Genomic DNA, 26,284 nt, shown 5'->3' with positions numbered 1-26,284 from the left:
CGGACGACCCCGACGATAGGTTTGTACCCACGATGATGCCGACGCTGACGAGAGGCGTTCGTGACCCCCGTCCCTCCTGATCTGCCCGATCCGCTCACCCTCCTGCTGATCGAGGACGACGCCGGCGACGCGTTTCTCGTCGAGGAGTTGCTGGCGGGCGCCGACAGGCCGCCGAAGATCACCTGGGCGCGGACGCTCGCCGAGGGGCGGGCGCGGCTCACCGACGACGTGCAGTGTGTGCTCGTCGACCTCTCTCTTCCCGACGCCTCGGGGCTGGAGGCGCTCCAGCAGGTGCTCGCCATGACCACCGAGACGGCGGTGCTAGTCCTCACCGGGCTCGGGGACGCGCACGTCGGCATCGAGGCGGTCGCCGCGGGGGCGCAGGACTTCCTCGTCAAGCAGGACGTCGACGCCCGTCTGCTGATCCGCGCCATCCGGTACGCCATTGAGCGCAAGCGCGCCGACATCGCCATGCGCGAACTGCTGCAGGAACGCATCGTCAGCAAGGAGAACTCCCGGCTGGAACGCGGCCTGCTGCCCGTCCCCCTGCTCGACCCCATGCTCCTGCACCACCAGGCCCGCTATCTCCCCGGGCGTACGGGCGGGCTGCTCGCGGGCGACTTCTGGGACACCGTGCAGACGCCGGACGGTGCGGTCCACGTGCTGATCGGCGACGTGTGCGGGCACGGCCCCGACGAGGCGGCGCTCGGCACGGCGCTGCGCATCGCCTGGCGCACGCTGGTGCTGGCCGGGCAGACCGGCAACGACGTGCTGCGCACGCTCGACACCCTGTTGCGGCACGAGCGCAAGTCACCGGAGATCTTCACCACGATGTGCAGCGCGACCATCGCTCCCGACCTGACCACCGCCCGCCTCCACGTGATCGGCCACCCGCCGCCGCTGATCCTGCGCGACGGCGTGCTCGGCGTGGTCACCGAGACGCCGTCGGGCCCGCCGCTGGGGATCTTCCCGGACATCGAGTGGTCGCCCATCGACGTCACGCTGGGCGACAGGTGGTCGCTGCTGCTCTACACCGACGGCCTGATCGAGGCCACGGTCGGCGAGAACCGCGACCTGCTCGGCACCGAGGGGCTCGCGAACCTGATCAGGGCCCAGCAGGGCATCGACCTCGACCGCATCATCACCAGCCTCGACGGCGCCATGCACGACGACGTCGCCGCCGTGCTCGTGGCCCGCGGCCATCCCAGGCAGCGAGTGCGGGAGGGCGGCGCGTGACCATGCCAGAAACCATGCCCGAAACCACGCCCGACACCATGCCTGAAACCATGCCTGACTCGCAGGAGCCGGACGGCGCGGCCCCGCCCCCGCTGCCCCCGCTGGCATCGGCCGGGCGGACCGCCCGCCTCCCGGTCAGCCGATGGTTCCTCCTCGCGGGAACGGGCGTCCTGGTCATCTTCCTGATCGCGCTCTCCGCGATCCTGCTCGCGCTCTCCACGACGTACGACGCCCGGCGGACCCTCGTCGACGCGGTCGACCCCGCGGCCCTGGAGACGCTGCGGATCGCCCGCGCGGTCCAGACGCAGGAGGGCGCGATCCGCGGGTACGGGCTGACCGGCGAGCAGCAGTACCTCGACACCTACCGCCAGGGCGTCGCGGAGGAGCGGTCGGCCAACGACGCCCTCGCCGCTCTCCTCCCCCACCTGCCCCAGGGGTACGGCGTGCGAGATCAGATCCGCGAGCTCGCCGAGGCGACGGACGCCTGGCGGCGCGACTACGCGGAGCCCGTGGTCACGCGGACACGCACCAGCGGCCCCGGCCCGCTCACCGACCTGGCCAGGCACAACCTGGAGCGCTTCTCGGCGGTCAGGGTCGCGCTCGACAAGCAGCAGGCCGTGCTGGGGAAGTTGCACGACGTCGCCAGGGATCGGCTGTACTCCGGGTGGAACACGATCTACTGGGCGGTCGCGGCGCTGTTCGGCGCGATGGTGCTGGCGATCGCCTTCTGCGCGCTGATCGTGCGCCGTGCCGTCGTCCGCCCGATCGCGACGCTCACGCGGCAGGTCCGGGCGGTCGCGGCGGGCGACTTCGACCACGAGCTGGGGGTCGACCGGCCGGCCGAGCTGTGGGAGCTGTCCGGCCACATCGACGGGATGCGCCGCCGCATCATGAGCGAGTGGCGGTCGTCCGTCGAGGCCCGCCAGCAGCTCGCCGAGCAGGCCGAGGAGCTCAAGCGCTCCAACCGGGAGCTGGAGCAGTTCGCCTACGTGGCCAGTCACGACCTGCAGGAGCCGCTGCGCAAGGTGGCGAGCTTCACCCAGATGCTGGAGCAGCGCTACTCCGACCGCCTGGACGACCGCGCCAGGCAGTACATCGGCTTCGCGGTCGACGGCGCCCGCCGCATGCAACTGCTCATCAACGACCTGCTCGACTTCTCCCGGGTGGGCCGGGTCGGCGCGGAACGGGTGGAGATGGACACGGGCGACGCGCTGGCCGCCGCCCTGCGCAACCTCGACTCCCGCCTGTCGGACACCGGCGCGACCGTCACCCACGACGACATGCCCAAGACCGTCGGCAACTCCACGCTGCTGACCCAGCTCTTCCAGAACCTCATCAGCAACGGGCTCAAGTTCCGCTCAGACGAGCCTCCCCTGATCCACATCGGCGTACGCAGGGACGGCGACATGTGGGAGTTCAGCTGCGCGGACAACGGGATCGGCGTCGAGCCGAAGTACGCCGACCGGATCTTCCTGATCTTCCAGCGCCTGCACCCGAGAGACGTCTACCCGGGGACGGGCATCGGACTGGCACTGTGCCGCAAGATCGTCGAATATCATGGCGGCCGGATCTGGCTCGACACGAACGAGAGCGCCGGAGCCACGTTCCGCTGGACGCTGCCGGCCCTTGGAGATCCCGATGACTGAATTCCGCCTGATCGAAGTCCTCCTGGTCGAGGACGACCCGGGCGACGTCCTGCTCTGCCGGGAGGCGTTCTCCCACAACAAGGTCGGCAACAACCTCCACGTGGTGAACGACGGCGAGCAGGCGCTGGCCTTCCTGCGCGGCGAGGACCCGTACGCCTCGGCGCCCCGGCCCGACCTGGTGCTGCTCGACCTCAACCTGCCCCGCGTCAACGGCTTCGAGGTGCTGGAGGAGGTCAAGAAGGACCCCTCCCTGCGGAGCATCCCCGTTGTGATCCTCACCACATCGGAGGCCGAGCAGGATATCCTGCGTGGATACAACCTGCACGCCAACGCGTACATCACAAAACCCGTGGATTTCGACCAGTTCACGCGGGTAGTACGGCAAGTCGACGAATTCTTCGTGACCGTCGTCAAACTGCCGGGGAAGTGACCGAGATCACATGGAGGAGGAGTGACCCTCCTCACAGTTCGTGATGTGCTCGTCGTAATGTGTGCCCCACCAATAACGCGCACGGCCTGAGCAGTACGGCGCGGTCGCTCCGGCGTGCGCGGAGTCAGTGAGGGTGGAAGGTCTCCGATGACCCAGACAACGGCCGACAGCGCGGCAAGGAAACAGCGCGCGCAGATAAGGGTGCGCACTCTTCGCACCGACCGATGGTGGCTGGCCCCGGCGCTAACATTCGCGGGGCTCCTGTTGTTCCTGATTTACGGTGTGTGGGCGACCTTTGACGGGAGCTACTTCACCGACCCGTACATCGCACCCTTCTCGTCGCCGTGTCTGGCGACGTCGTGTCCCGAGGGCGCGCGGTTGTTCGGGTTCGCCCCGTTCGGCGACTGGTACACGCTGCCGCCCGGGATCCTGATCCTCGGACTGCCCGGTGGGTTCCGGCTCACCTGCTACTACTACCGCAAGGCCTACTACAGGTCGTTCTGGCTGTCGCCGCCGGCGTGCTCCGTGGCCGAGCCGCACGGGAAGTACACCGGCGAGACGCGTCTGCCGCTGATCCTGCAGAACATCCACCGGTACTTCTTCTACTTCGCCATTCTCATCGGCCTTGTCCTGACGTACGACGCGCTGCTCGCGCTGGTGCACAAGCCCGCGGGGCTCGGCACCTGGATCCTGCTCGTGAACGCGGCGCTGATCCTCGGCTACACGTTCGGCTGCCACTCGTGCCGGCACATCACGGCGGGGCGCCTGAACCACTTCTCCAAGCACCCGCTGCGCTACAAGGCCTGGACCCTGGTCTCGAAGCTCAACGCCAGGCACCAGCAGTTCGCCTGGGCCTCGTTGTTCTCCGTCATGATCGCCGACCTGTACGTGCGGCTCGTCGCCAAGGGCGTCATCAACTTCCCGTTCGCATAAGGATTTCACGTGGAGCGTCACGAATACGACGTCGTCGTCATCGGAGCCGGTGGAGCGGGACTCCGCGCGGCGATCGAGGCGCGGCAGCAGGGCAAGCGGACGGCCATCGTCTGCAAGTCACTCTTCGGCAAGGCCCACACGGTCATGGCCGAAGGTGGCGCCGCCGCCGCGATGGGCAACGTCAACAGCAGCGACAACTGGATGGTGCACTTCCGCGACACCATGCGCGGAGGCAAGTTCCTCAACAACTGGCGCATGGCGGAGGTGCACGCCAAGGAGGCGCCGGACCGCGTCTGGGAGCTGGAGGCCTGGGGTGCGCTGTTCGACCGCACCAAGGACGGCAAGATCAGCCAGCGCAACTTCGGCGGCCACGAGTACCCTCGCCTGGCGCACGTCGGCGACCGTACCGGCCTTGAGCTGATCCGCACCCTGCAGCAGCGCGTCGTCGCCCTGCAGCAGGAGGACGAGAAGCTGCACGGCGACCCCGAGGCGTACATCAAGGTGTTCGCCGAGTGCACGGTCACCCGGCTGCTGAAGGACGGGGACGCGATCTCCGGGGCCTTCGGCTACTGGCGCGAGACGGGTGACTTCATCGTCTTCGACGCCCCCGCCGTGGTGCTGGCCACCGGCGGCATCGGCAAGTCGTACGTCGTCACGTCGAACTCCTGGGAGTACACCGGTGACGGGCACGCGCTGGCCCTGCTCGCCGGCGCGAAGCTCATCAACATGGAGTTCATCCAGTTCCACCCGACGGGCATGGTCTGGCCTCCGTCGGTGCGCGGCATCCTGGTGACGGAGTCGGTGCGCGGCGACGGCGGCGTCCTGCGCAACTCCGAGGGCCGCCGCTTCATGTTCGACTACATCCCGGAAGTGTTCAAGGACAAGTACGCCACGACCGAGGAGGAGGCGGACCGCTGGTACGACGACCAGGCCAACAACCGGCGTCCGCCTGAGCTGCTGCCCCGTGACGAGGTGGCCAGGGCGATCAACGCCGAGGTGAAGGCCGGGCGCGGGTCACCGCAGGGCGGCGTGTTCCTCGACGTGTCCACCCGCCTGCCCGCCGCCGAGATCATCAGGCGGCTGCCGTCGATGCACCACCAGTTCAAGGAACTGGCGGACGTCGACATCACCAAGGAGCCCATGCAGGTCGGCCCGACCTGCCACTACATCATGGGCGGCGTCGAGGTGGACGCCGACACCGGCGCTGCGTCGGTGCCCGGCCTGTTCGCGGCCGGCGAGGTCTCCGGCGGCATGCACGGCTCGAACCGCCTCGGCGGCAACTCGCTGTCCGACCTGCTGGTGTTCGGCCGCCGGGCCGGCGCGGGAGCCGCCGCGTACGTGGACGGGCTGGCCAAGCGGCCGGCGGTGACCGGTCTCGACGAGGCGAAGGCGGAGGCGCTGGCCCCGCTGGAGCGTAGCGGCGGGGAGAACCCGTACGAGGTCCACCACGAGCTGCAGCGCACGATGAACGACCTGGTCGGCATCATCCGCAAGTCCGAGGAGATCAGCGAGGCGCTCCAGGTCATCGAGAAGCTCAAGGAGCGGGCCAAGAACTGCGCCTCCTCGGGCAGCAGGATCTACAACCCCGGCTGGCACCTGGCGCTCGACCTGCGGAACATGCTGCTGGTGAGCGAGTGCGTGGCGAAGGCCGCGCTGCTGCGGGAGGAGAGCCGCGGCGGTCACACCCGCGACGACTACCCGGGCATGTCGGCCGAGTGGCGGCGCAGGCTGCTGGTCTGCGCGGCCTCCCAGGACGGCGACTCCATCTCGGTCGAGGAGAAGATCCAGCCGTCCATGCGGGGCGACCTCATCGGTCTGTTCGAGCGCTCCGAGCTGGAGAAGTACCTCACCGAGGATGAGCTGGCGGAGTACGACGCCGCGGTCAAGGAGTCGTGATGGGATACAAGGCGAAGTTTCGCATCTGGCGCGGTGAGGGCGGCGAGGGCCGCCTGGAGGACTTCACCGTCGAGGTGAACGAGGGCGAGGTCGTCCTCGACGTCATCCACCGGCTCCAGGCCACGCAGACTCCCGATCTCGCGGTCCGCTGGAACTGCAAGGCCGGCAAGTGCGGCTCGTGCTCGATGGAGATCAACGGCAAGCCCCGGCTGGGCTGCATGACCCGGATGTCCACCTTCGACGAGGACGAGACCATCACGGTCACGCCGCTGCGGACGTTCCCGGTCATCAAGGACCTGGTGACGGACGTGTCGTTCAACTACGAGAAGGCCCGCGAGGTCCCGTCGTTCACCCCTCCGGCCGACGTCGCGCCGGGCGAGTACCGCATGCAGCAGGTCGACGTCGAGCGGTCGCAGGAGTTCCGCAAGTGCATCGAGTGCTTCATGTGCCAGAACGTCTGTCACGTGATCCGCGATCACGAGGAGAACAAGCCGGCCTTCTCCGGCCCGCGCTACTTCATCCGGATCGCCGAGCTCGACATGCACCCGTACGACGTGGCGGAGCGCAAGGAGTCGGCGCAGGACGAGCACGGCCTCGGCTACTGCAACATCACCAAGTGCTGCACCGAGGTCTGCCCGGAGCACATCAAGATCACTGACAACGCGATCATCCCGATGAAGGAGCGCGTGGTCGACCGGAAGTACGACCCGCTGGTCTGGCTGGGATCGAAGATCTTCAAGCGCCAGCGCTGAGTTCACGAAGAAGCGCCGATCGGCAGGTCCGATCGGCGCTTTCTCGTTCAGCGGCGGGTGTTCGGGTCCTCGCCCGGAGGCTGCTGCGGGGGGTGCTGCGGAACCTGCTGCTGGGCCTGCGGCGGGACCTGCATCTGGGCGGGGTCCGCCGGCGGATATCCGTACGGCTGGGCGTAGCCGTACGGCGCCGGGTAGCCGTAGGGCTGCTGCGGATAACCCATCGGGTAGTGCTGGACGGGCACGAAGCCGACCATCGGGGCGTAGCCGGGCGCGGCCGCCGGGTACGCGGCCGGCTCGGGAGCCGTCGTCCGCGGCGCCACCGGGCCTCCGCGCCGTACGGCGGCGGCGTGCGCCATCCTGCGCAACCGACCCTCGAAGATCAGCCAGGCGATCAGCGCGATGCCCACGAGCACCGCGGCGGGGATGGCCAGCCGGTGGGCCTGCGTCGGCTTGTCGTACTCCGGAGACGCGTTGCGGATCTCGATCGGCACCGTCTCGGGATCGGGCTGCTCGAACGACGGGCCGGTTGTGGGGGTGGTCTGCTGCGCCACGTCGGGCGACTCAGCGGTCGCCTGGGGCAGGACCACCTGTCCGTCGTCGGGCGACGGGCTGGGGCTCGAGGTGGACGCGTCCGGCAGCGTGGGGAGCGTCTGCGTGGTCTGCGGCGGGGGCTCCTGCTCCTGGGTGGACGCGGGAGGAGCGGTGGTCGTCGTCGCCGGCTTGGGGGTCTTGGTCGTGTGCTTCGGCGTCGGCGTGATGGTGACGGTCTTGGTCACCACGGGCTCGCTGGTGGGGCTCGCCGGGGCCGTGGGGCTGACCGGCGGCGTCTGGGTGACGGTGACCGTGACGACGGCGCACTGGGGATCCTGGACGGGGTCGCACGGCTCCACCGGATCGGCCTTGGCGCCGAGCACCGGGCCCATCACCAGGACCGCCACCGTGGCGAGGCCCACGGACGCGACCGCCGAGGAGGCGGCTCTCACGTACGCGCGTCCGATCACCGCTCGCCTCCCGTCGGCCTGGCTCCGAGGTCAAGCCTGATTGTAGTTCGGGCAAAGGACCAACAAAGCCGGATCTTGCGAACGATTCGGTGACTATGTGGTCGCCGAGCCGGGGAGCAGCTTCTCTATCGCGGCGACGACCGGCAGGTCCGCCGGAAGCCAGTCGACGTCGTACAACTCGTGCGGCTCCAGCCACCGCAGCGCCAGGTGCTCCAGCGGGCGGGGCACTCCCTCGACCACGGTGGCGAGCCAGACGTGCATCACATAGTCGCCGGAAGAGCCGCCAGTGGAGCCGCCGGAGCCGCCGCCCAGCGGCCACTCCCCGCCGACGCGGCGTCCGACGACGACCTCGACGCCGAGTTCCTCCGCGCACTCGCGCACCAGCGCCGCACGCTCATCCTCGCCCGGGTCGACCTTCCCGCCGGGGAACTCCCAGCGGCCGCGCAGTTCGGGGGGCGCGGCGCGCTGGGCGGCCAGGAGTCGGCCGTCCTCGACGATCGCGGCGCCGACGACGAGACGCGTCACGTCTGGGCCCGTTTGAGCTGCGCGAGCACGGTCTCGTTCGCCAGCGGCCTGGTGTAGCCGACGATGTTCGGCCGGTCGCGGTACGTCGTGACCTTGATCGGCCCGCACAGCGTGCACCGTGCCTCGATCATCTTCCCTGGCGACACGACCATGCCGACATGCCCGGGATTGTCCGCGGACGTTCCCGGGCCCGAGTTGAAGAAGACGAGGTCGCCGGGCTTCTCCTCGCCCTCCTCGATCTTCACGCCGAAGGGCCACTGGCCGAAGGTCGTCCGCGGAATGGTCAGCCCCGCGTTCCGATAGGCCATGTAGATGATCCCCGAGCAGTCGAAGGCGTCCGGGCCCGTGCCGCCCCACCGGTACGGCTTGCCCCGCTGCGCCAGAGCGTACTCGAGGATCTGGCGTACGACGTCTCCGTCGGCGCTGTCGATGTAGCCGGAGTCGCAGGCCGGGTCGGCCTCGGGCGGCACGCCGATGTCCCCGGTCGCCGCGTAGCGCTTGGCGATCTCCAGCACCTGGTCGACGTACCAGGTGGCCCGGTTGTAGACGAAGATCGCCCTTCTGAGGTCGTCGGGCGCGCCGTTGCGCTTCAGCATCTTGGCGGCGCCGAGTATGGCGTCCGCCGGGTTGTAGACGTCGCCGTAGCCGTCCCCGTCGCCGTCGGAGGCGTAGCCGTTGATGTCCGGCTTGATCTTCAGCTTGGCCTGGCCGCCCCAGGTGCTGATGAGGAACTGCATCGGCCCGGCGGCCCCCGCGTAGTTGGTGCCGCTGCTCACACCCGGCAACGTCGAGCGCCCGTGGTTCGTCTCCCGCTTGCCGATGGCCGCCAGGACGTTCCACTGCACGCCGACCTGTTTGCCGACCTTCTTGTAGAGCTCCAGGTATTCCTGCGGGATATCGCCCTGGGCCGTCTCCGAGACGTCCGCCGCGTCCGCCGTGGCCGCCTCCGCGCAGTCGGCCGCCGCGCCGCCGCCGAAGAGGATCGACGGGCTCGGGGTCATCAGGATGATCGAGCCGAACAGCGTGGCGGGCACGATCACTACCAGGGCGACGGCGATCATCCGCCAGTCCCGCCCCGCCGACGCGAGCCGGCGCACGACGCGCGTCGAGGCGGTCACGGCGAGGTGTCTCCGTCCTGACCGGCGTCGGCCAGTTGCAGGTCGTACACCCGCCAGTCGGCCCCCGCCTTGACCACGGTCACGGCGAACCGCTCAGGCACCTCCTTCTGGCCGTTCCTGTCCGTCACGTGGCGGACCGAGTCGACGACGAACACCACCTGGGCGGCCGTCATGTCGCGGATCGTCGCCACCTTCGCCGACCCCTTCGAGGTCACCTGGTCGGCCTCGTTCTGGTCCACCACCGCGGGGTCGGTGACGGTCCTGGTGAGCTGGCCGGCGAACTCGGCGGTCGCGAACCGCGTCAGCCGGTCGGCGCGCGCCGCGGGCTCGTCACCGGCCGCGAAGGTGCCGTACGCCTCGGTGAAACGACGCGCCAGGTCGGCCGCCGCGCCGATCTCCTCCCTCGACAGCGGCAGGTACGCGTAGACGTCGAAGGCGCCGGGGGTCGTGGCCACCGGGCCGGGCTCCCGCGCCGCCCTCGTCGCCGGGGCGGTCGCCCCGACGGACTGCTCCCGGGGCTGCTCGTCGCCGTCGGACGGCGAAGCCATCGTGAGGTAGACGCCGACGGCGGCGAGCACCACGACGGCCGCCGCGAAGGCCAGGCCCTTGCCTCGATCGCTGTTGCGGCTTCTCATCAGTCGCCGGAGTCGCGATCGGCGGGCTTGGCCCAGAACGGGGTCGGCGCGTCGCTGTCGCGGCGGGTGCCCGCTCCCCTGCTCGGCAGCCAGAGCGGGGGCGGCTCGGCGGACCGGGGACGGCTGGAGGACGAGCCGGAGTCACGCGGAGGGGCGGGCCGGGAACGGCCGCCGTCGTTCCGCCGGGACGAGCCGCCGAACAGGCCGCCCGAGCCACCCGAGCCACCGGAGCCGGAGGACCTGCCCGACGAGCCGCGCGAGCCGCCGAAGAACCCGCCCCCGCCGCCGGACGGCCGGGGGGACGACGGCCTGGAGGCCCAGCCGCCCGACCTGCCGCTGAACCAGCCGCCGCCGGAACCACCACCCGAACCACCGCTGGAGCCGCCACTCGAACCGTTGCGGGACGGTGCGGGGGACGCCGGGGACACGGGGGACACGGGGGACGCGGCGGTGACCCGCTGGAGCGGGGTGGCCGGGCTCCCCGCCGACGGAGCCGACGGAGCAGCAGAGGCCCCCGGTGTCGCGCCCCGTGGGCCGGGCCGGGCCGGGCCGGCGGGCCTGACACCCGACAGGTTGAGCGGCGGGGCCGTTCCCGGGCGTGCGGCGGCGACTCCGGCCTTGCGGCGGCCCGCCCCCTGCGCGTCGGCGTCGAGCGGCGCGGGTTGCGCCCCCGCGCGGGCTCCCGCCTGGGCGGCCACGGCGCCCGCGCCCTCCTCGCCGCGCACCCGGCCCTGTGCCACGCCCGCGGCGGCGGCCGCCGCCGTGCCCGCGCCGGTGGCCATGGCGGCCGCGCCGATGACCGGCTCTGCCTTGCGCAGGCCCCACCGGGCGGCCCGGGCCGCCGCGACCGGCGGCAGCGCGTTGGCCGCCCGCGACAGCGTCGGCGCGGTGGTGGCCTCGCCGAGCATCCGGGTGGTGATCGTGTGCCCGTCCATGGAGGCGAACAGATGCTGGAAAGGCCGTCTGTAGAAGAAGACCGCGATCGTCATCAGCGCCATGAACAGGATCTGCATGCCCCAGGGCAAGCTGGTCGAGATGATCAGCGCGTAGCCGTACACGAGGACCCCCAGCACCAGAGCCAGCACGGCCTGGCGCAGCAGGGTGCCGACCAGCATCTCCACCCAGCGCATGGCGATGATGCGGCCGGAGCCCGGATGCACGCCGATCAACAGGAAGATCGGCCCGAGCATCAGCAACAGCAGGAAGCCGACCTTGAGGACGAGCAGCGACACCGCGACGAGGAAGATGAGCAGACCGGCGACCATCGCCGCGATGAACGCGCCGATCGCGATGCCCAGGCGGCTGGTCCAGTCCTTGCCCTGGAAGAGGAAGTACGCCGAGGTGCTCTGCATCGGCTTGGCGACCTCCTCCTCGAACCGCTTCTGGTGCTCGTCGGTGGCCGGAACCTGGCCGGCCGCCTGTTCCTTCGCGTCGATCGCCTGGAGGTTCAGGACCTTCGGGCCCAGGCCCTTGACGAGGCCGGCGTCGGGATCGGCCGTGCCAAACTCGCCCATCAGCCACGGCTTGCAGACCAGCACCGACCAGAGCGCGTCGGCGTTCTGGTCGACGCCGGGGGTGCCCTGGCGGCCGTAGCCGCCCGCCGTGGGCGCGCTCGGCACCTCGCCTGGCGCGGTCTCCTTCATGGGCAGGCAGGACGCGCCGCCCGCTCCCGGCAGCCCGGAGAAGGCCGAGTTGACGATCTCGCCGGTCTTGTCGGTCACGGTCTTGCCGAGGCCGGTGAAGTCGCCTGGGCGGCTGAAGAACCAGATCGCGACCGTGACCGCGAGGACCATCCAGATGACGCCCTCGGTGGTCGTCGTCGCGCGCTTGCGGATCAGGCCGTACCACGCCAGCCAGATCGCGCCGAGGATGACGATCGGCCGCAGGTACGGCCAGTACATCGCGTCGGCGAGGTTCGTGACGATCTCGTCGGCGACTTCCTTGATGGGCTGCAGCGGGCCCTCGGTGGCCGCCGCCTGGTAGGTGCTGATCGTCAGCCGGTCGACGGCCTTGGCCCACGAGAAGACCGTGTTCGCCCAGGCGTTGCCGAGCACGGCCGTGACGTCGGAACACCCCAGGTCGTACGTGTGCCAGAACTGGCCGGCCATGCCGTACCGCTCGTAGTTGGTCGCCGGCTCCTTCGGCGCCTGCTCGGTGTTCTGGCCCGCGGTCCCGGCCGCGGTCCCGGGCGCTGTCCCAGCCGCGGCCCCGGCCGTGTCCACGGCGGGCGGCTGGACCAGTCCGTCGACGCCGCCGCCCACGATCTCCGGGGCGAGGGCCGGCGACAGGTCACACGGCCCGACCGCGCTCGCCGTCTCCGACGGGAAGACCAGCGGAAGGGTCACGAACGCCGCGAAGGCGACGAACAGCAGGGCGAGGCTCCGGCGAATCCGCCTGCCGCGTCTGCCACCCTCTCGGGTGCGGCCTCTGGGACCGTTCCTGCGCACGCTCACGATCGCACCTCCTGCGCGACCCCCGACCGACCGGAGCCCCCATCAAGAAGATCATGCACGTTCTCGTTCGGTTTGTCGTGTGTCGGATTGGTGTCAAGCCAGCGCAGCAGTTCCTCCGAGATCAGGTCCACCCCGATACGGCCCGCCCGGCCGTCCAGATCCCGGAAGACGCACTCGCCGTTGCCCAGCGAACGCAGCACCGCCTTGTGCTCCTCGGACGGGTCCACGCCGAGGAGTTCCATCACGTGCTCGACCTCCACGCGTTCTGTCGACCGGAACGCGAAGACCGACGACAGACAGTTGGTCACCTGCTCGTTGAGCAGGTCACCTGCGTTCTGCGAGACCAGCACGAGCGCCGTGTTGCGCGAACGGCCCATCCGGGAGACCTCGGGCACGAGCTTGGCGCCCTCGGGCGTGGACGTGATCGCCCACGCCTCGTCCAGGAAGATCGCCTTGGGCGTGCGCCGGTCGAGCCCGTTCATCAGGCGGCGCGCGAACTGCGACACCAGGTAGAGCAGCGCGACCGACAGCCGCTGCTCGTAGGAGTAGTCCTCCCTGACCGTCATCACGTCGGGCAGCGTGAGGCCGCCCAGCGTGAACACGGTCGTCCAGCCCTCGGTGTCGATCTGGTCGCCGCCGGAGGCGTCGAAGCACAACCGGGCCAGGTGCATCTCCGACATCGATCGCAGCACGGCCCCGAGGTTCTTCGACGCCGGGTCGGTGGACTGCTCCAGGTGGTCGACGACCTTGCCCAGTGAGGGGTCGGGTTCGTTCGAGACCGCGGCGACCGCCTGGATCATGGCGGACTCACGTTCCTCCGACATCCTCGGCAGCAGCAGCCGCAGGGTCTCGGTCGCCATCGTCTTCTTCGTCGCGATGTCGTCGCCGAACGAGAACGGATCGAGCAGGCCAGGCGCGGCCGACCCCAGCGGGATGATCCGCGCCTTGCGGCCCCGCCGTTGCAGCAGCCGTACGAGCGACTCCGCGTCGCCCTTGGGGTCGATCACCGCGATGGTGACGCCGCGCAGCGCCATCTGGTAGATCAGCAGCAGGGCGAGCGTGGTCTTGCCGCCGCCCGGCTCACCGGTGATCGCGATCGCGGTCGGGCGGTTGCGCGCCGCCGCGACCAGCGGGTCGAAGTGCACGATGCTGCGGGCCCGTCCCAGCGTCTCCCCGACGTACGGCCCGATCCACCCGGCGTTCGACTCGTCCACCCGGTCGCCCAGCTCGACGGTCGCGGTGGACATCCCGCCCGCGATCGTGCGCAGCGGCTGCCGCTGGGCGTACGCGTTGACCCGCAGCCGCTCGCCGGGAAGGGCCTCGCAGAACAGCGAGAACTGGTCGCCGGTGGAGTTGACCACGTCGATGCCGATGTCGCGGTAGTGCTCCACCACGGCCTCGACCCGCTGGACGCATATCTCCTCGGTCGGCGCGCTGACGCTGAGCCGGTGCCAGCCGTACACGAACGGCAGGCGCTCCTTGGTGATGCCGTGCTCCAGCATGCGGGCGGCGTCGATCTGCTCGGCCAGCGCGAGCGGCGCCTCCGCGCCCGCCTCGCGGATGTGGATGTCCATGTCACGGGCGTGGGCCAGCTTGCGTGCCACGTCCTTGCTCGCCCTGACCGGGGGGATCAGCCGCATCCGGCTGGAGACCTCCACCGGGAACGGCAACTGGTCGGCGAAGTGCAGCCACGGCTCCCCGTCGGGGAACGGCATCAGGTCGGGGAACCGGGCGAACGACAGGTGCGCGGTCCAGGAGTCCCCGGCGGGCTGCTCGATGCGCAGCAGCGACCTGCCGTTGTGGATCTGCCCCTCGACCAGCGACTCGATCTCACCCTTGCCCCACCTGCGGCGCGGCGTGGCCGAGGGCAGCGGCTCACCGAGGCCGCCCGCCGCCGCGTGCTGGTACAGCCAGGCGATCTCCGTGGAGGTGGCGTGGCGGGCGTACAACGCGCTGGAGGCGAGAGCCCGGCCGAGCCGCTCCGCGGCCTCGGTCCACCGGGCGATCTCCTTGTCCTGCACGTGGTCGTCCTCGATGCCGAGGCTCTTCTCCCCGCGCTGGTAGAACCCGAAGATCTGGGCCAGCACGCCGGTGCCGAGCTGCGCGCCGCGCGGCCCGAGCCGTACGCCGAGGTAGACCTCCTTGCTCCAGAAGTCCTTGGCCCAGACGTGGCGGTACATCTCCTCCAGGTACTCCCGCCAGCCGGGGCCCTCGTCCGAGGTCGAGTTGAGCGCCATGGCCCACTCGGCGGCCGGATAGGCCCGGTGCGCGATCCGCAGGTGCACCTCGGCGTCCTGCATCCTGATCGCGGCCAGCGCGATCGTGATGTTGGTGGCCAGCGCTTCGCGCTCCTCCGGGGTGAGGAACTCGTAACTCACCGTCGGCAGCCGGAAGTAGGCCCAGGCCGCCGAGTCGGTGAGGAGAACGCGATCGTCGAAGTAACGCACCGCGAGGCGACTGCGCGCCCTGCTCATCGACCCCTCACCAGCTTCCTCGCTCGCCCCTCATCTGGCCACCTCCTGCTTGGCCTGGACGGTCGCCAGGCCGCTCACGATCACACCCGCAAGCGCAACGTACGCCCTGCGGCCGCCCATTCGGAGGTGATTGACGTCGACCGGTTCCGGCCGTCCCGGGGCCAGCTCGTCCTCCCACGGCACCCGGACGATGGCCCGGCAGCGTCCGCTGGCCACCGCCTCGGCCTGCTCCACGTCGGGGAGGCTGCGGCGGCTCACGCCGTTGATCACCATCACGGCGCGTCGTCGCAGGTCGGAGCAGCCGTGCCCGTCGAGCCACTCGTAGGTCATCGCCACCGCCTCCGAGGCGTCCTCGCTCGCGGGGGCGACCAGCACGAGCTGGTCGGCGTACGGCAGGAGCCGGGCCGCCAGCGCGGCCGCGGGGTCGATCACGGTAAGCCGGTAGTGCCGGTCGAGCGCGGCGAGCGTCCTGCGCCAGTCGGCCAGGAACGCGCGATCCGCCAGTCGCTGCGTCACGCGGTCGTCGGTGTCCGCCCCGACGACCTCCAGTCCCGATTCGCAGCGCGTCGTGTACGCCCGCATGCCGAGATAGCCGGTCACCTCTTCCGAGCTCTCGATGAGCGAGCTCAGCGTCTCGGGGGACTCCGCGGCGATCCTCGTCGTGAGGGTGTCCTCTCCGGTGTTCGCGTCCAGCGCGAGCACGCGGTCATCGCGGTAGCGGGCCAGCGTGTGGCCCAGCATTAACGCCGTGGTCGTCTGCCCCGCGCCGCCGGTGCAGCCGAGCACCATGATCCGGCTGCTGCTGGTGAGCGGGACACGGGCCCTGGCCTCGTCGATCTCCATGCCGTCCGTACGGCTGCCGCCGACGACGACCTGCGCCAGCCGCCGCCAGCCGCCCGAGGTGTCACGGCCGACGACGGCCTCGACGCGGCGCAGCCGCGGCGGCTCCTCGTGCGCCGGCCTGCCGGGGGTGGTCCTGCCCGCGGCGGGCAACGACGGCCGGGCGGGACCGGCCGGGCCTGCCGCCCGGGGCCCCGCGGGCACGGCCCTGATCGACACTCCTGCGGCGGCCGATGGAGGTGTGGCCTGGGACGTGCTGTGTGACGGGCTCCCCGCGTTCTCGTACGGCCGGGACCCCGGTGCGGGCGTCCCTCGCTCCGGCGCGGCCTGCGCCGCGGGCTCCGCGGGAGTGTCTCCGGTCGCCGGGGGCGCCTCGTCCGCCGCCGGTTGCGTCCGCTCCGGCTCTGGCGAGGAGGCCCTGGGCATCTCGATCCAGGCCTCTCGCGGCGCGCGGGGCCGTACGAGCCTCGGCGGGCGGCCCTTGCGGTGCTGCTCCAGCGCCTCGGCCTCCCGCTCGCCGCCGGCGGGCTCGCGCGGCCCGGACACCGGCGCCTGCTCCTGCCGCTGCTCCTGCTGCTGTTCCTGCGCGGGCTCCTCCGCCGCCTGCTCGCCGGGCCGCGCGGGTGCTCCGGTGATGGCGGGCGCGCCGGAGGGCGTCACGGTGCGGGGTTCCGCCGAAGCGGCGAGCCTGCGCAGGCGGCGCAGCGTCTCCGTGCCGATGGGCGGGACGGCGGGCGCGTCGGTGGCCTCGGTGGATGCCTCGGTGGATGCCTCTGTGGCGGCGGCCTCCGGAGCGGCGGGGACAGGGCCCCGCTCGTGACCCTCGGGGCTCTCGTGATCCCGCCACTCGAGTTCCTGGGCCGGGCCGGTCGCGGGCGCTGTGGCGGGGCTGGTTGTGTGACTGGTGGCGTGGCTGGTTGTGTGGCTGCCGGTGTGGCTGCCCTGGGCCTCCTCACGTACGGGACCTTGCCCGGCCCGCGGCTCCGCCTGGAGGTAGAAGACGCGCTCACCTGGCGGGACGGCACGAGCGGTGGGCACTGCGGTGGGTACTGGGGGGGCCGGGGGGTCGGCGACGACGGGAGCGGCGGCGGCCGCCGCGGCCGCCACGGCCGGGCGCACCACACGCGAGGGATCGACCTGGCTCGCGCCCCCTCGCGCGGCGGCCCGCGAGGACCGCCGAGCGCCGGTCCCGGCGACCTCCCGGACGGGCACCTTGACCGAGACCGTACGGCGCGCCTTGCGTGGCGCCCTCTCGGTCACCGACACAACCGGCGGCGTGGTCCGCCAGACGCGCGCCGTGAGCGCGACCTCGTCCGGCTCGTCGAACGGCGCCATCCTGCACCACGTCCGGGGCTCGCTCATGTAGCGGAGCTGCGACTGGAGTAGTTCGGTGAGACGCTTGCTCTCGATGACGGGACGGGTGGACAGCCAGGTCAGCACGCCGGGCGGAACCAGGTAGATGACGTGCCACGGGGCCGCGAAGGGCAGGCCGATCAGGTAGAGGAAGACCCACCACGGCACGGAGACACCCACGAACACACCGATCCAGACGACCGGAAGCGGCATCGGCAGCCGTAGGTCGTACAGCTTGTACAGCCGCTTCTCGATGCGCCAGATATTGGTATATGTGGGCAGATCCACCCCGAACCTCCTCTCCGCCCGGTCACTTGATGCCGAGTGCGCCCGCGATCGCCTTCGCCGTCACCTCGATGATGTTGGGAACGTAGAAGATCACGCCGATCGCGATCGCCAGGATGATGAACTGGACGAACCTGGTGATCTCACGGGTGAAGAGGAAGAAGAGCGCCACGACGGAGACGATCGCGAGGAAGAGCGGGGCGAAGAACTTCCGGAGGAAGTCGGCGAGACCTTCGGTGTTGATGCCCGTCGTCGGCGGCGCCGACGGCGCCGCCAGATCGAGCACATGGTCCGTGATGGTCTTCAGTATCAACTCTCGCCCTCCCGGGGGTATGGATCAGCGATGTCTGTGCCGTGCATGCGCTACCCCACGGACCGGCTCGCACCCTGGATGTCCCTGACGAACCACTTGCCGCCCTGCTTCTCGATCGTCAACTGATAGGCCTGCTCGAGACCGGCGGGCTCCGCCGCCGGGTCCTGGGCCGGGCTCGCCTGCGCCACCTGGTCGCCGGACGCCACCGCCCACACGACCACCGCCGTGACCTTCCTGCTGTCGGTGCCGCCCGGCGGGACCACGACGTCCTTCAGTTCGGCGAGGGTGAAGTCGCCGCCGAACCCGTTGACGGTCACCCCGCTCGCGACGTACCGCTGCAGGTCAACCTGGTTGCCGGTGGCGTACGCCTTGAAGAAGCCTTCGAGCTGGGGACGCAGTTCGGCCTCTGTGGCGGAGTCGCGGTCGGGGTCGGGGAGCTGCGGCAGGCCGGCGGGACCCGGCGCGGGCAGCAGGGCCGGCTGGGCCGAGACCACGAACCTGCCGTTGTCGTAGTAGACCGGCACGGACAGCAGCCCACGGCTGCCCCCTGACTGGTACGTCACGGTCACCCGGGCGTTGTGGTCGTCGGCAACCTCGATCCCGGCGAACTGGAAGGCCCCCGCCGACATGCGCCCGTAGCCGTTCCATCCGAACTGATCGTCCGCGCCCTCGGGCAGGAACGCCCTCAGCCGCTCCGCGCGCTGCTGGGGGTTGGCCGCGTCGTAGTTGAGGTAGACCGCCGCGAACTGGTTGGCGAAGGCCGCCGCCTGCGTCGTGGGGAACCCGGAGGTCGCCGTCCCGGCCGCCGGCGCGGGGACGCCGTCGCCCTCCAGGGAGCGCTCGAAGATCGCACGGACGCCGTTGACCACGATGACGACGATCAGCGCCCAGACGATGACCCGCCCCGTCCAGACGAGCCAGCGGCCTCCGCCGCCGCTCCAGCCTCTGCGGCGGGGGGCCGCGGCGCGCCCGGCGCTCGCCGGATCGAAGCCTTCCAGTGGGTACGGGTCAGGGTCGCCAGCGATCCGCGGATCCTGCTGGACGTCTGACCTGCGAGCCATCACGCCTCCGCTCGCGCCGATCCCTCCGGCTGGCGCGGTTTCCTCTTGCTCTCGATCCGGTTAACCGCATTGAAGTATTCACCCTAGCGGTCTCGCCAATTCTTCCAGGTAAGCCACGCCCATGGTGCAAGCATCGCCGCGACCGAGCAAACCGGGTCCACATCCCGTCGAGACGCCCCACGCCTATCCACTCCGCGGAAAAGCACGTTACGCCTGGCCAGCCGGTACATCGATTACCTAACCGCCACCTATTGCTGTCTTCGCAGCTCGCAGGCATATCGAAACCGACCGCACCCCCGCGCGCGGACAGCCGACGGACAGCGGACGGCCCCGCACCTGGCGGGGCCGTCGTGTCGTGAACGCTGCCTGCGCCCTACTAGCACGCCTCCGAGGAGGACGAGGAGGACGAGGAGGACGACTCGAGCGAGGTCTCCGGGATGCCCGCCGGCGGCACGCTCTCCGACCCCGAGGTAGAGGACGGGAGGCTCTCAGGGGCGCTCTCCAGAGTGCTGCTCTCCGTGGCGCTTTCCGGAGCGCTCTGCGGCAGCGAGGAGCTCTGTGACTCGCTCGCCGACGACTGCGCCTCGGACAACCGCTGCTGTGCGTTCAGCGACATCTGCTCGATGCGCTGCTGCGCGTTCGTCGCCTCCTGCATGATCTGCTGCCTGGCGTTGGTCGCCTCGTCCCTGATGCTCTGGCGGGCCTCCGCCGCCGTCTGCTCCATCGACGCGCCAGGGAACGACTCGCTCCGCAGGCTCTCCGTACGCGGCGACTCGCTGCGCCACGACGAGCTGTACAGGCTGGAACGGCTGTACTCCCGCGGGGACCACTGCGCCGGGAACTGCTCGCGCACCGTGACCGAGACGGTCCGCGGCAGCCTCGGTACGGGCATCTCCGGCATGGAGACGGTGAGCTGCGGCGCCTGGGACATCAGGCCGGTCGTCGGGTACGCCTGCGAGACGAAGACCGGCGCGCTCTCCTCGATCAGCGGCGCGCTGATCAGCGGTGCCGAGATCGTCCTGAGCTGGGACGCGGATTCCGCAAGCAGCGGCTCACTGACGGTGTACGACGTCACCCGCACCGAGCCGGGCTCGCCCGCGAGGGGTGCGCTCGTGGCCGCCGAGGCGGTACCGCCGAGCAGCGCGATTCCGCCGGCCGTGCAGGTCGAGGCGACGATCGCCGCGAGAGCGAGCTGTTTGGATTTCCGATGCATGGTCCCCTCCTTGGGCCCGATCAGGCCTCGGCAGGTCGGGCCACCTGGGCTTATCCCGGTGCCCGAATTAGGCCGCTCCCTTCACATTCATGCCGGATTACGACACGAAATGAAATTTGTCGCGAAAGGGAGAAATACGGGCGACTTCGCACCCAAACGGCCTCATCTCGATGCTTCATCGTGCTTCCCGAATGCGTCTAGGTCAGTTGGCTCAAGCGTTTACGCAGGCCATCGAGGATCTGACCGGAGGGAGAGCTGCGCCGGGTGATGCGGGGTGGCGTTTTGCGACTGCTTGGACGGCGGAGCAGTCTGAGATTGTCCTGCCCTGATCGTCGCGGGGTTTCCGCGCCCGGAGCACGGCGAGCCCGCCGCTCACGCCCGATGGCGGGCCCTCGCCGCCGTGACCGCCGCTTTGCGCGCCCGGGGTCCGGCAGGATGGCCGCCATGGTCTCTTATCAGCTGGTCATCGATTGCGCGGCGCCCGAGCGGATGGCCCGGTTCTGGGCGAGCGCGCTGCGGTACACGGTGGAGCCGCCGCCGGATGGATTCGAGACCTGGCGGGACTACTGGCGCGGTATCGGAGTGCCGGAGGACGAACTGGGCGAGGGGGACGGCAGCGACAGCATCGTCGATCCCGAGGGGCACGGGCCGAGGATCTGGTTTCAGCAGGTGCCTGAGGGCAAGGTGGTCAAGAACAGGCTCCACCTGGACGTGAAGGCGGGCGGCAGGCGGGAGGACGTGCCGCTGGAGGTCAGGAAGGCGCGAGTGGACGCCGAGGTGGAGCGGCTCGTCCAGGCAGGGGCGTCCGTGGTGCGGGTGCTGTCGGAGCCCGGGGTCGACCACTACGCGGTGGCGATGGCTGACCCCGAGGGCAACGAGTTCGACGTGGTCTAGTGCGGCGCGGGCGCAGGGTCAGACGTTGAAGCGGAACTCCACGACGTCGCCGTCGCGCATCACGTAGTCCTTGCCCTCGATCCTGGCCTTGCCCGCGGACCGGGCGGCGGCCATCGAGCCCGCCGCCACCAGGTCGTCGAACGAGATGACCTCCGCCTTGATGAAACCGCGCTGGAAGTCGGTGTGGATGACCCCGGCGGCTTCGGGAGCGGTGGCGCCCTTGCGGATCGTCCAGGCCCTGGCCTCCTTGGGCCCTGCGGTCAGGTACGTCTGCAGGCCCAGCGTCTCGAAGCCGACCCGGGCGAGCTGGGCGAGACCGGACTCCTCCTGGCCGACCGACTGCAGCAGTTCCAGCGCCTCGTCGTCGGGCAGCTCGACCAGCTCGGACTCGATCTTGGCGTCGAGGAACACGGCCTCCGCGGGCGCCACGAGCGCCGAGAGCCTGGCCCGCAGGTCGGCGTCGATCAGCTCGTCGGCGTCGAGGTTGAAGACGTACAGGAACGGCTTGGCCGTGAGCAGGTGGAGCTCGCGCAGGTCGGCGAGGTCGATCCCGGCCGCCTTGCCCCCGGCGTACAGGGTGGTGCCGGTGTCGAGCAGCTTCGCTGCGGCCTCGGCGGCCTCCAGGAGGACCTTGCGGTCCTTGTTGGTGCGCGCCTCCTTCTGGAGGCGGGGCAGCGCCTTCTCGATCGTCTGCAGGTCGGCGAGGATCAGCTCGGTGTTGATCGTCTCGATGTCCCGCTCCGGCGCCACCTCGCCGTCCACGTGGGTGACGTCAGGGTCGGAGAAGACCCGGATGACCTGGCAGATCGCGTCGGTCTCGCGGATGTTCGCGAGGAACTGGTTGCCCCTGCCCTGGCCCTCGGACGCGCCCTTCACCAGGCCCGCGATGTCGACGAACTCGACCTTGGCGGGAAGGATGCGCGCGGAGCCGTAGATCTCCGCCAGCTTGTCGAGACGCGAGTCGGGCACGCCGACGATGCCCACGTTCGGCTCGATCGTGGCGAACGGGTAGTTGGCCGCCAGGGCGTTCCCGCTCTTGGTCAGGGCGTTGAAAAGAGTGGACTTGCCGACGTTGGGCAGGCCGACGATGCCGATGCTCAGGCTCACGTACCCCGAGTTTAGGGGTCTCGGCGGGTGCGCCGGACATCGACGGCCTCGGCCCGCTCCCAGGCGCGCCTCCCTGTTTGGCACGCCAATGCCTGAAATCATCCAGACCGTGGATGTCGTCGCACTCGTACTGGGAGTCGCCGTGGGGCTGGTGATCGGCCTCGCGCTGGCCGCGGCACGGACGGCCGGCCGTGCCGCCCAGGCCGCCGCGAGGGTGGCCGAGGCCGAGGCGAGGACGCGGGCGGCCGAGGACAAGGTGGCGTACGTCGAGAACCAGCTCACCGAGCGGTTCCAGGCCGTCTCCGCGCACGCGCTCGATGTCGCCAACCTGCGCTTCCTCGAACTCGCGGAGAACCGGCTCAACACCACGAGAGCGGAGGCCGCCGGTGATCTCGACCAGCGCAGGCAGGCGGTCGAGAACCTGGTCGCGCCGCTGCGGGAGACCCTCGCCAAGGTGGAGAACCAGCTCAGGGAGAGCGAGTCGGGCGCCCGCGCCGCCCGCGCGGAGCTGAGCAAGCAGATGGAGTTCGTACGGCAGAGCTCCGACCGGCTCAAGGCGCAGACGGACGCCCTGGTGCGCGCGCTGCAGCGGCCGGAGGCGCGGGGCCGCTGGGGAGAGCTGCAACTGCGCCGGGTGGCGGAGATCGCCGGGATGGCCCGCTTCTGCGACTTCGACGAGCAGGTGAGCGCCGTCACCCGCGACGGCGTGGTCCGGCCCGACATGGTCGTACGGCTCACCGGCGGCAAGAACGTCATCGTGGACGCGAAGGTGTCCCTCGCGGCCTACCTGGACGCGGCCGAGGCCGCCGATCCCGAATTCGCCTCGGCCCGGCTGGACGCCCACGCGCGGCACCTGCGCGAGCACGTGGACCGGTTAGCGGCCAAGTCCTACTGGCAGGCGTTCAGCCCGTCGCCCGAGTTCGTGGTCCTGTTCATCCCCGGCGAGGCGTTCCTCGCGCCCGCCCTGGAGCGCGACCCCGGACTGCTCGAGCACGCCATGCGCAGGCGCGTCCACATCGCCACGCCGACCACGCTCGTCACGATGCTCCGCACCGCGCAGTACGCCTGGCAGCAGACGGCGGTCAACGAGAACGCCAAGGCCGTCTTCGACCTCGGCAAGGAGCTGTACGACCGGCTCGGCGCCCTCGGGCGGCACGTGGACAACCTGGGCAAGGCGCTCACCAGAGCGGTAACCGCCTACAACCAGACAGTCGGCTCGCTGGAGAGCCGTGTCCTGGTCAGCGCGCGGAAGATGAACGACCTCGGCCTGGTGGACTACTCGCTCGACGCCCCGGCGGCGGTGGAGGAGGTCCCCCGGCCGGTCGCCATCCCGGAACTCGATGGTGAAGAGCGGGTAAGCGCCCCTCCCCCGCATCCTCAGAACGGTAAATTGACGCGAGACTTGTCGTAAGGGGGGCCCGATGACAGGCACCGGTCGAGCGGGGCTGCGGCTGACCGCTCGGGGGGCGATTGTCATGCTCTTCGTGATCACTGTGGTGGGCATGCCGTTCCTGCCCGGGCCGGCGTTCGTGGCCGGGTGCCTCGCCGCGGCCCTGCTGGTGCGTCCCAGGGACCTGCTGCCGCTGGTGGTGACGCCCCCGCTGGTCTTCTTCACCGCCGCCCTGATGGTGGAACTCGTACGGGCGCTCGGGTCCGGCTCGGCGCTCAAGGCGTTCGGGCTCGGCATGTTCACCGCGCTGTCGTCCGGCGCGCCGTGGCTGTTCCTCGGGTCCGCGCTGGCCCTGGGGGCCGCGTGGTTCCGCGGCCTGCCCGCCAACGTGAAGGAGTTGCGGGGCGCGCCTGCGCCCGCCCCGGCCCATGCCTCCCGCTCCCGCCGTGGCGGCGGGTTCGACCCCGAGCCCGAGGGCTACTTCGAGCCCCGCGTGTACGGCAGGGCCGCCGACGAGTGACCCCGCCGGTCAGACCGCGCGGAGGTCCTTGCGGAGCTCGTGCGGCAGGGCGAAGCGCATGCTCTCCCGCACCGACTCGACCTCCTCGACGTCGGTGAAGCCATGGCCGGCCAGCTTGGCGAGCACACCCTGCACCAGTTCCTCCGGGACGGAGGCGCCGCTCGTCAGACCGACCGTACGCACACCCTCCAGCCACTCGTCCCGTACGAACGAGGCGTCGTCGACGAGGTAGGAGGCGGCCGCGCCGTAGTCCTTGGCGACCTCGACCAGCCGCTTGGAGTTGGAGGAGTTGGCCGAGCCGACGACGATGACCAGGTCGGACTCGGCGGCGATCTGCTTGACGGCCGTCTGCCTGTTGGAGGTGGCGTAGCAGATGTCGTCGCTCGGCGGGTCGATGAGGTTGGGGAACCGCGTCCGCAGCCGCGCGACCGTCTCGGTCGTCTCGTCCACCGACAGGGTCGTCTGGGAGAGCCAGACCACCTTCTCCGGGTCGCGTACGGACACCGCGTCGACGCCGTCGAGGCCGTCAACGAGCTGGACGTGCTCCGGCGCCTCGCCCGCGGTGCCCTCGACCTCCTCGTGCCCCTCGTGCCCGATGAGCAGGATGTCGTAGTCCTTGGCCGCGAACCTCTTGGCCTCGTTGTGCACCTTGGTCACCAGGGGGCACGTCGCGTCGACGGTCCGCAGCCGGCGGCGCGCGGCCTCCTCGTGCACGGCCGGTGCGACGCCGTGGGCGGAGAAGACGACGATGGCGCCCTCGGGAACCTCCTCGGTCTCCTCCACGAAGACCGCGCCGCGCTCCTCCAGCGTCTTCACGACGTGGGTGTTGTGCACGATCTGCTTGCGTACGTAGATGGGCGCGCCGTACTGCTCCAGCGCCCGCTCCACCGCCTCCACCGCACGGTCGACCCCCGCGCAGTAACCGCGGGGCTTGGCGACCAGGACACGGCGGGTCGCTGAGGTCTGCACGTCCATGTTCCTATGCTATGTGGAACGCGAGCCGCTTCTTGACCCTGGTCTTGCAAGACTGGGTGTACCAGATATCTATCTCCCCGGGAGCCGAAATGTCCGTCCTTAGAGCCATAACGACAGTCCTACAGACCGCTCTGAACGGGGTCGGACAGGCACTCGTGGCCGGCGACAAGATCAAGTCCACCATCAGGCACCGCTTCGCCGGTGGTGAGACGCCGGACGGCGAGCGCACCGAGACCACGACCACCGGGACCACCGAGACCACCGAGACCACCAAGGCCCCCGAGACTGCGGAGACCGCCGGGGAACGGACAGAACCCCGCAAGCCCGTCATCTACGCCCCCCGGCCGAGCAAGACCGAGAAGGCCGAGAAGGCCGAGAAGGCCGAGAACGCCGGGGAGGGCGAGAAGGCCGACGCGGTGACCACAGCGGCCCCTGCCGAGACCCCTGCGGAGTCTCCCGCCGAGACACCCGCCGAACCGTCCCCGGCCGAGACCCCTACGGCTGCCACCCCGGCGGCCGAGAAGGCAGAGACGGTCGAGCCCCCGGCCGCCGCCGAGGTCGCGGACCAGACCCCCGCCCCGGTGAAGCCGCGCACCCGCAAGCCCGCCGCCAAGCCTGCCGCGAAGCCTGCTGCGAAGGCCGCGAAGCCCACCGCCAAGGCCACCGAAGCCGCGGAAGCCACAGCGGGCACGGAGACCGCAGGAGAGGCGGAGACCGCCCCCGCCGAGGCGCCCAAGAAGCCGCGCGCCCGCCGCAAGGCCCCGGCGGCGACCTCCGCAGCCGCGCCCGAGACTCCCGAAGCCGCGCCTGAGACCTCGGAAGCGGCCGGGACGACCCCCGACGCCACGGCCGCCGCGCCGAAGGCCACCAGGACCCGCCGCAAGGCCCCCGCCGCCAAGACCGCCGAGGTGACGGCGGAACAGCCCGCCGGGGAAGCCGCCGCCGAGACCACCAAGACCGCTGGGACCGCTGAGACCGCCGAGCCGATGCCTGGCTACGCGAACCTCTCCGTCGCGTCGCTGCGGGCGCGGATGCGCGGCAGGTCCGCCGAGCAGATGCACGCGCTGCTGGACTACGAGCAGGCGCACCTCAACCGTCCCGAGGTGGTCCGGATGTTCCAGAACCGGCTGTCGAAGCTCCAGTCCGAGTCCTGATCCCGAGGCGCGTCCCGCTCTGTCGCCGGTGGATTGTCGGGGGGTACGGCTAGCCTGCAGGTGCGAACGGCGAGCGTACG

Annotated in this window: 22 protein-coding genes; 10 read left to right on the top strand and 12 right to left on the bottom strand. The window is 70.6% G+C overall.

The window, feature by feature from the left end; all coding sequences use genetic code 11:
* The first annotated feature begins 60 nt into the window (after positions 1-60).
* From HHX31_RS14190 to HHX31_RS14165, 6 genes are all read left to right on the top strand, one after another.
* Complete coding sequence (locus HHX31_RS14190; RefSeq protein WP_169948711.1) at positions 61-1,236, top strand: PP2C family protein-serine/threonine phosphatase; 1,176 nt, start codon at positions 61-63, stop codon at positions 1,234-1,236.
* Between the two features lie 50 nt (positions 1,237-1,286).
* The gene (locus HHX31_RS14185) at positions 1,287-2,882 is read left to right on the top strand and encodes an ATP-binding protein (RefSeq protein WP_169948710.1); all 1,596 of its coding nucleotides are present in this window, start codon (positions 1,287-1,289) and stop codon (positions 2,880-2,882) included.
* Complete coding sequence (locus HHX31_RS14180) at positions 2,875-3,312, top strand: response regulator (protein ID WP_169948709.1); 438 nt, start codon at positions 2,875-2,877, stop codon at positions 3,310-3,312. The genes HHX31_RS14185 and HHX31_RS14180 overlap by 8 nt, the downstream gene beginning before the upstream one ends.
* Before the next feature lie 147 nt (positions 3,313-3,459).
* Positions 3,460-4,245 carry a hypothetical protein gene (locus HHX31_RS14175; RefSeq protein WP_169948708.1) on the top strand — a complete coding sequence of 262 codons (786 nt, stop codon included), beginning with the start codon at positions 3,460-3,462 and terminating at the stop codon, positions 4,243-4,245.
* Positions 4,246-4,254: 9 nt separating this feature from the next.
* Positions 4,255-6,141, top strand: a complete 1,887-nt coding sequence (locus tag HHX31_RS14170) for a fumarate reductase/succinate dehydrogenase flavoprotein subunit (protein ID WP_169948707.1) — start codon at positions 4,255-4,257, stop codon at positions 6,139-6,141.
* Positions 6,141-6,893, top strand: coding sequence for a succinate dehydrogenase/fumarate reductase iron-sulfur subunit (locus tag HHX31_RS14165; RefSeq protein ID WP_169948706.1), 753 nt, complete (start codon positions 6,141-6,143; stop codon positions 6,891-6,893). Before HHX31_RS14170 ends, HHX31_RS14165 begins: the two co-directional genes overlap by 1 nt.
* A 47-nt stretch (positions 6,894-6,940) precedes the next feature.
* Here the strand turns inward: HHX31_RS14165 and HHX31_RS14160 are convergent, their stop codons facing one another.
* The 10 genes from HHX31_RS14160 to HHX31_RS14115 form a co-directional block, all read right to left on the bottom strand.
* The gene (locus HHX31_RS14160) at positions 6,941-7,894 is read right to left on the bottom strand and encodes a hypothetical protein (protein ID WP_169948705.1); all 954 of its coding nucleotides are present in this window, start codon (positions 7,892-7,894) and stop codon (positions 6,941-6,943) included.
* 93 nt (positions 7,895-7,987) lie between these two features.
* Positions 7,988-8,419 carry a (deoxy)nucleoside triphosphate pyrophosphohydrolase gene (locus HHX31_RS14155; protein ID WP_169948704.1) on the bottom strand — a complete coding sequence of 144 codons (432 nt, stop codon included), beginning with the start codon at positions 8,417-8,419 and terminating at the stop codon, positions 7,988-7,990.
* The gene (locus HHX31_RS14150; RefSeq protein WP_311931780.1) at positions 8,416-9,537 is read right to left on the bottom strand and encodes a bifunctional lytic transglycosylase/C40 family peptidase; all 1,122 of its coding nucleotides are present in this window, start codon (positions 9,535-9,537) and stop codon (positions 8,416-8,418) included. Before HHX31_RS14150 ends, HHX31_RS14155 begins: the two co-directional genes overlap by 4 nt.
* On the bottom strand, positions 9,534-10,172 hold the full coding sequence (locus HHX31_RS14145) for a hypothetical protein (protein WP_169948703.1): 639 nt from the start codon (positions 10,170-10,172) through the stop codon (positions 9,534-9,536). The genes HHX31_RS14150 and HHX31_RS14145 overlap by 4 nt, the downstream gene beginning before the upstream one ends.
* A complete protein-coding gene (locus tag HHX31_RS35645; RefSeq protein WP_311931779.1) occupies positions 10,172-12,625 on the bottom strand; it encodes a type IV secretion system protein in 2,454 nt (817 codons plus the stop codon). Before HHX31_RS35645 ends, HHX31_RS14145 begins: the two co-directional genes overlap by 1 nt.
* Positions 12,622-15,099 (bottom strand): ATP-binding protein, encoded by a 2,478-nt coding sequence (locus HHX31_RS14135; protein WP_169948702.1) that lies wholly within the window; start codon positions 15,097-15,099, stop codon positions 12,622-12,624. Before HHX31_RS14135 ends, HHX31_RS35645 begins: the two co-directional genes overlap by 4 nt.
* Before the next feature lie 30 nt (positions 15,100-15,129).
* Complete coding sequence (locus tag HHX31_RS14130) at positions 15,130-17,580, bottom strand: TcpE family conjugal transfer membrane protein (protein ID WP_169948701.1); 2,451 nt, start codon at positions 17,578-17,580, stop codon at positions 15,130-15,132.
* Positions 17,581-17,602: 22 nt separating this feature from the next.
* Positions 17,603-17,890 carry a hypothetical protein gene (locus tag HHX31_RS14125; RefSeq protein WP_169948700.1) on the bottom strand — a complete coding sequence of 96 codons (288 nt, stop codon included), beginning with the start codon at positions 17,888-17,890 and terminating at the stop codon, positions 17,603-17,605.
* 50 nt (positions 17,891-17,940) lie between these two features.
* Complete coding sequence (locus tag HHX31_RS14120; protein ID WP_169948699.1) at positions 17,941-18,951, bottom strand: conjugal transfer protein; 1,011 nt, start codon at positions 18,949-18,951, stop codon at positions 17,941-17,943.
* Positions 18,952-19,327: 376 nt separating this feature from the next.
* Positions 19,328-20,164: a hypothetical protein gene (locus HHX31_RS14115; RefSeq protein WP_169948698.1), complete on the bottom strand. Its 837-nt coding sequence runs from the start codon at positions 20,162-20,164 to the stop codon at positions 19,328-19,330.
* Between the two features lie 444 nt (positions 20,165-20,608).
* On the opposite strand from HHX31_RS14115, the gene HHX31_RS14110 reads away from it, so the two are divergent.
* The gene (locus HHX31_RS14110) at positions 20,609-21,058 is read left to right on the top strand and encodes a VOC family protein (RefSeq protein ID WP_169948697.1); all 450 of its coding nucleotides are present in this window, start codon (positions 20,609-20,611) and stop codon (positions 21,056-21,058) included.
* Between the two features lie 18 nt (positions 21,059-21,076).
* Here the strand turns inward: HHX31_RS14110 and ychF are convergent, their stop codons facing one another.
* Positions 21,077-22,165 (bottom strand): redox-regulated ATPase YchF, encoded by a 1,089-nt coding sequence (gene ychF, locus HHX31_RS14105; RefSeq protein WP_169948696.1) that lies wholly within the window; start codon positions 22,163-22,165, stop codon positions 21,077-21,079.
* A gap of 109 nt (positions 22,166-22,274) precedes the next feature.
* Between ychF and HHX31_RS14100 the strand changes: the two genes are divergently transcribed.
* A complete protein-coding gene (locus HHX31_RS14100) occupies positions 22,275-23,576 on the top strand; it encodes a DNA recombination protein RmuC (protein WP_169948695.1) in 1,302 nt (433 codons plus the stop codon).
* Between the two features lie 10 nt (positions 23,577-23,586).
* Positions 23,587-24,075, top strand: a complete 489-nt coding sequence (locus tag HHX31_RS14095; protein WP_169948694.1) for a DUF6542 domain-containing protein — start codon at positions 23,587-23,589, stop codon at positions 24,073-24,075.
* 9 nt (positions 24,076-24,084) lie between these two features.
* Here the strand turns inward: HHX31_RS14095 and HHX31_RS14090 are convergent, their stop codons facing one another.
* Positions 24,085-25,050 (bottom strand): 4-hydroxy-3-methylbut-2-enyl diphosphate reductase, encoded by a 966-nt coding sequence (locus HHX31_RS14090; RefSeq protein WP_169948693.1) that lies wholly within the window; start codon positions 25,048-25,050, stop codon positions 24,085-24,087.
* Positions 25,051-25,205: 155 nt separating this feature from the next.
* Between HHX31_RS14090 and HHX31_RS14085 the strand changes: the two genes are divergently transcribed.
* On the top strand, positions 25,206-26,204 hold the full coding sequence (locus HHX31_RS14085) for a hypothetical protein (RefSeq protein ID WP_169948692.1): 999 nt from the start codon (positions 25,206-25,208) through the stop codon (positions 26,202-26,204).
* Positions 26,205-26,284 lie beyond the last annotated feature (80 nt).

Source organism: Microbispora sp. H11081 (genome assembly GCF_012999535.1).
GTDB lineage: Bacteria > Actinomycetota > Actinomycetes > Streptosporangiales > Streptosporangiaceae > Microbispora.
Note: the sequence above shows the minus strand (reverse complement) of the source record. Positions and strands in the feature narration are given on the sequence as shown.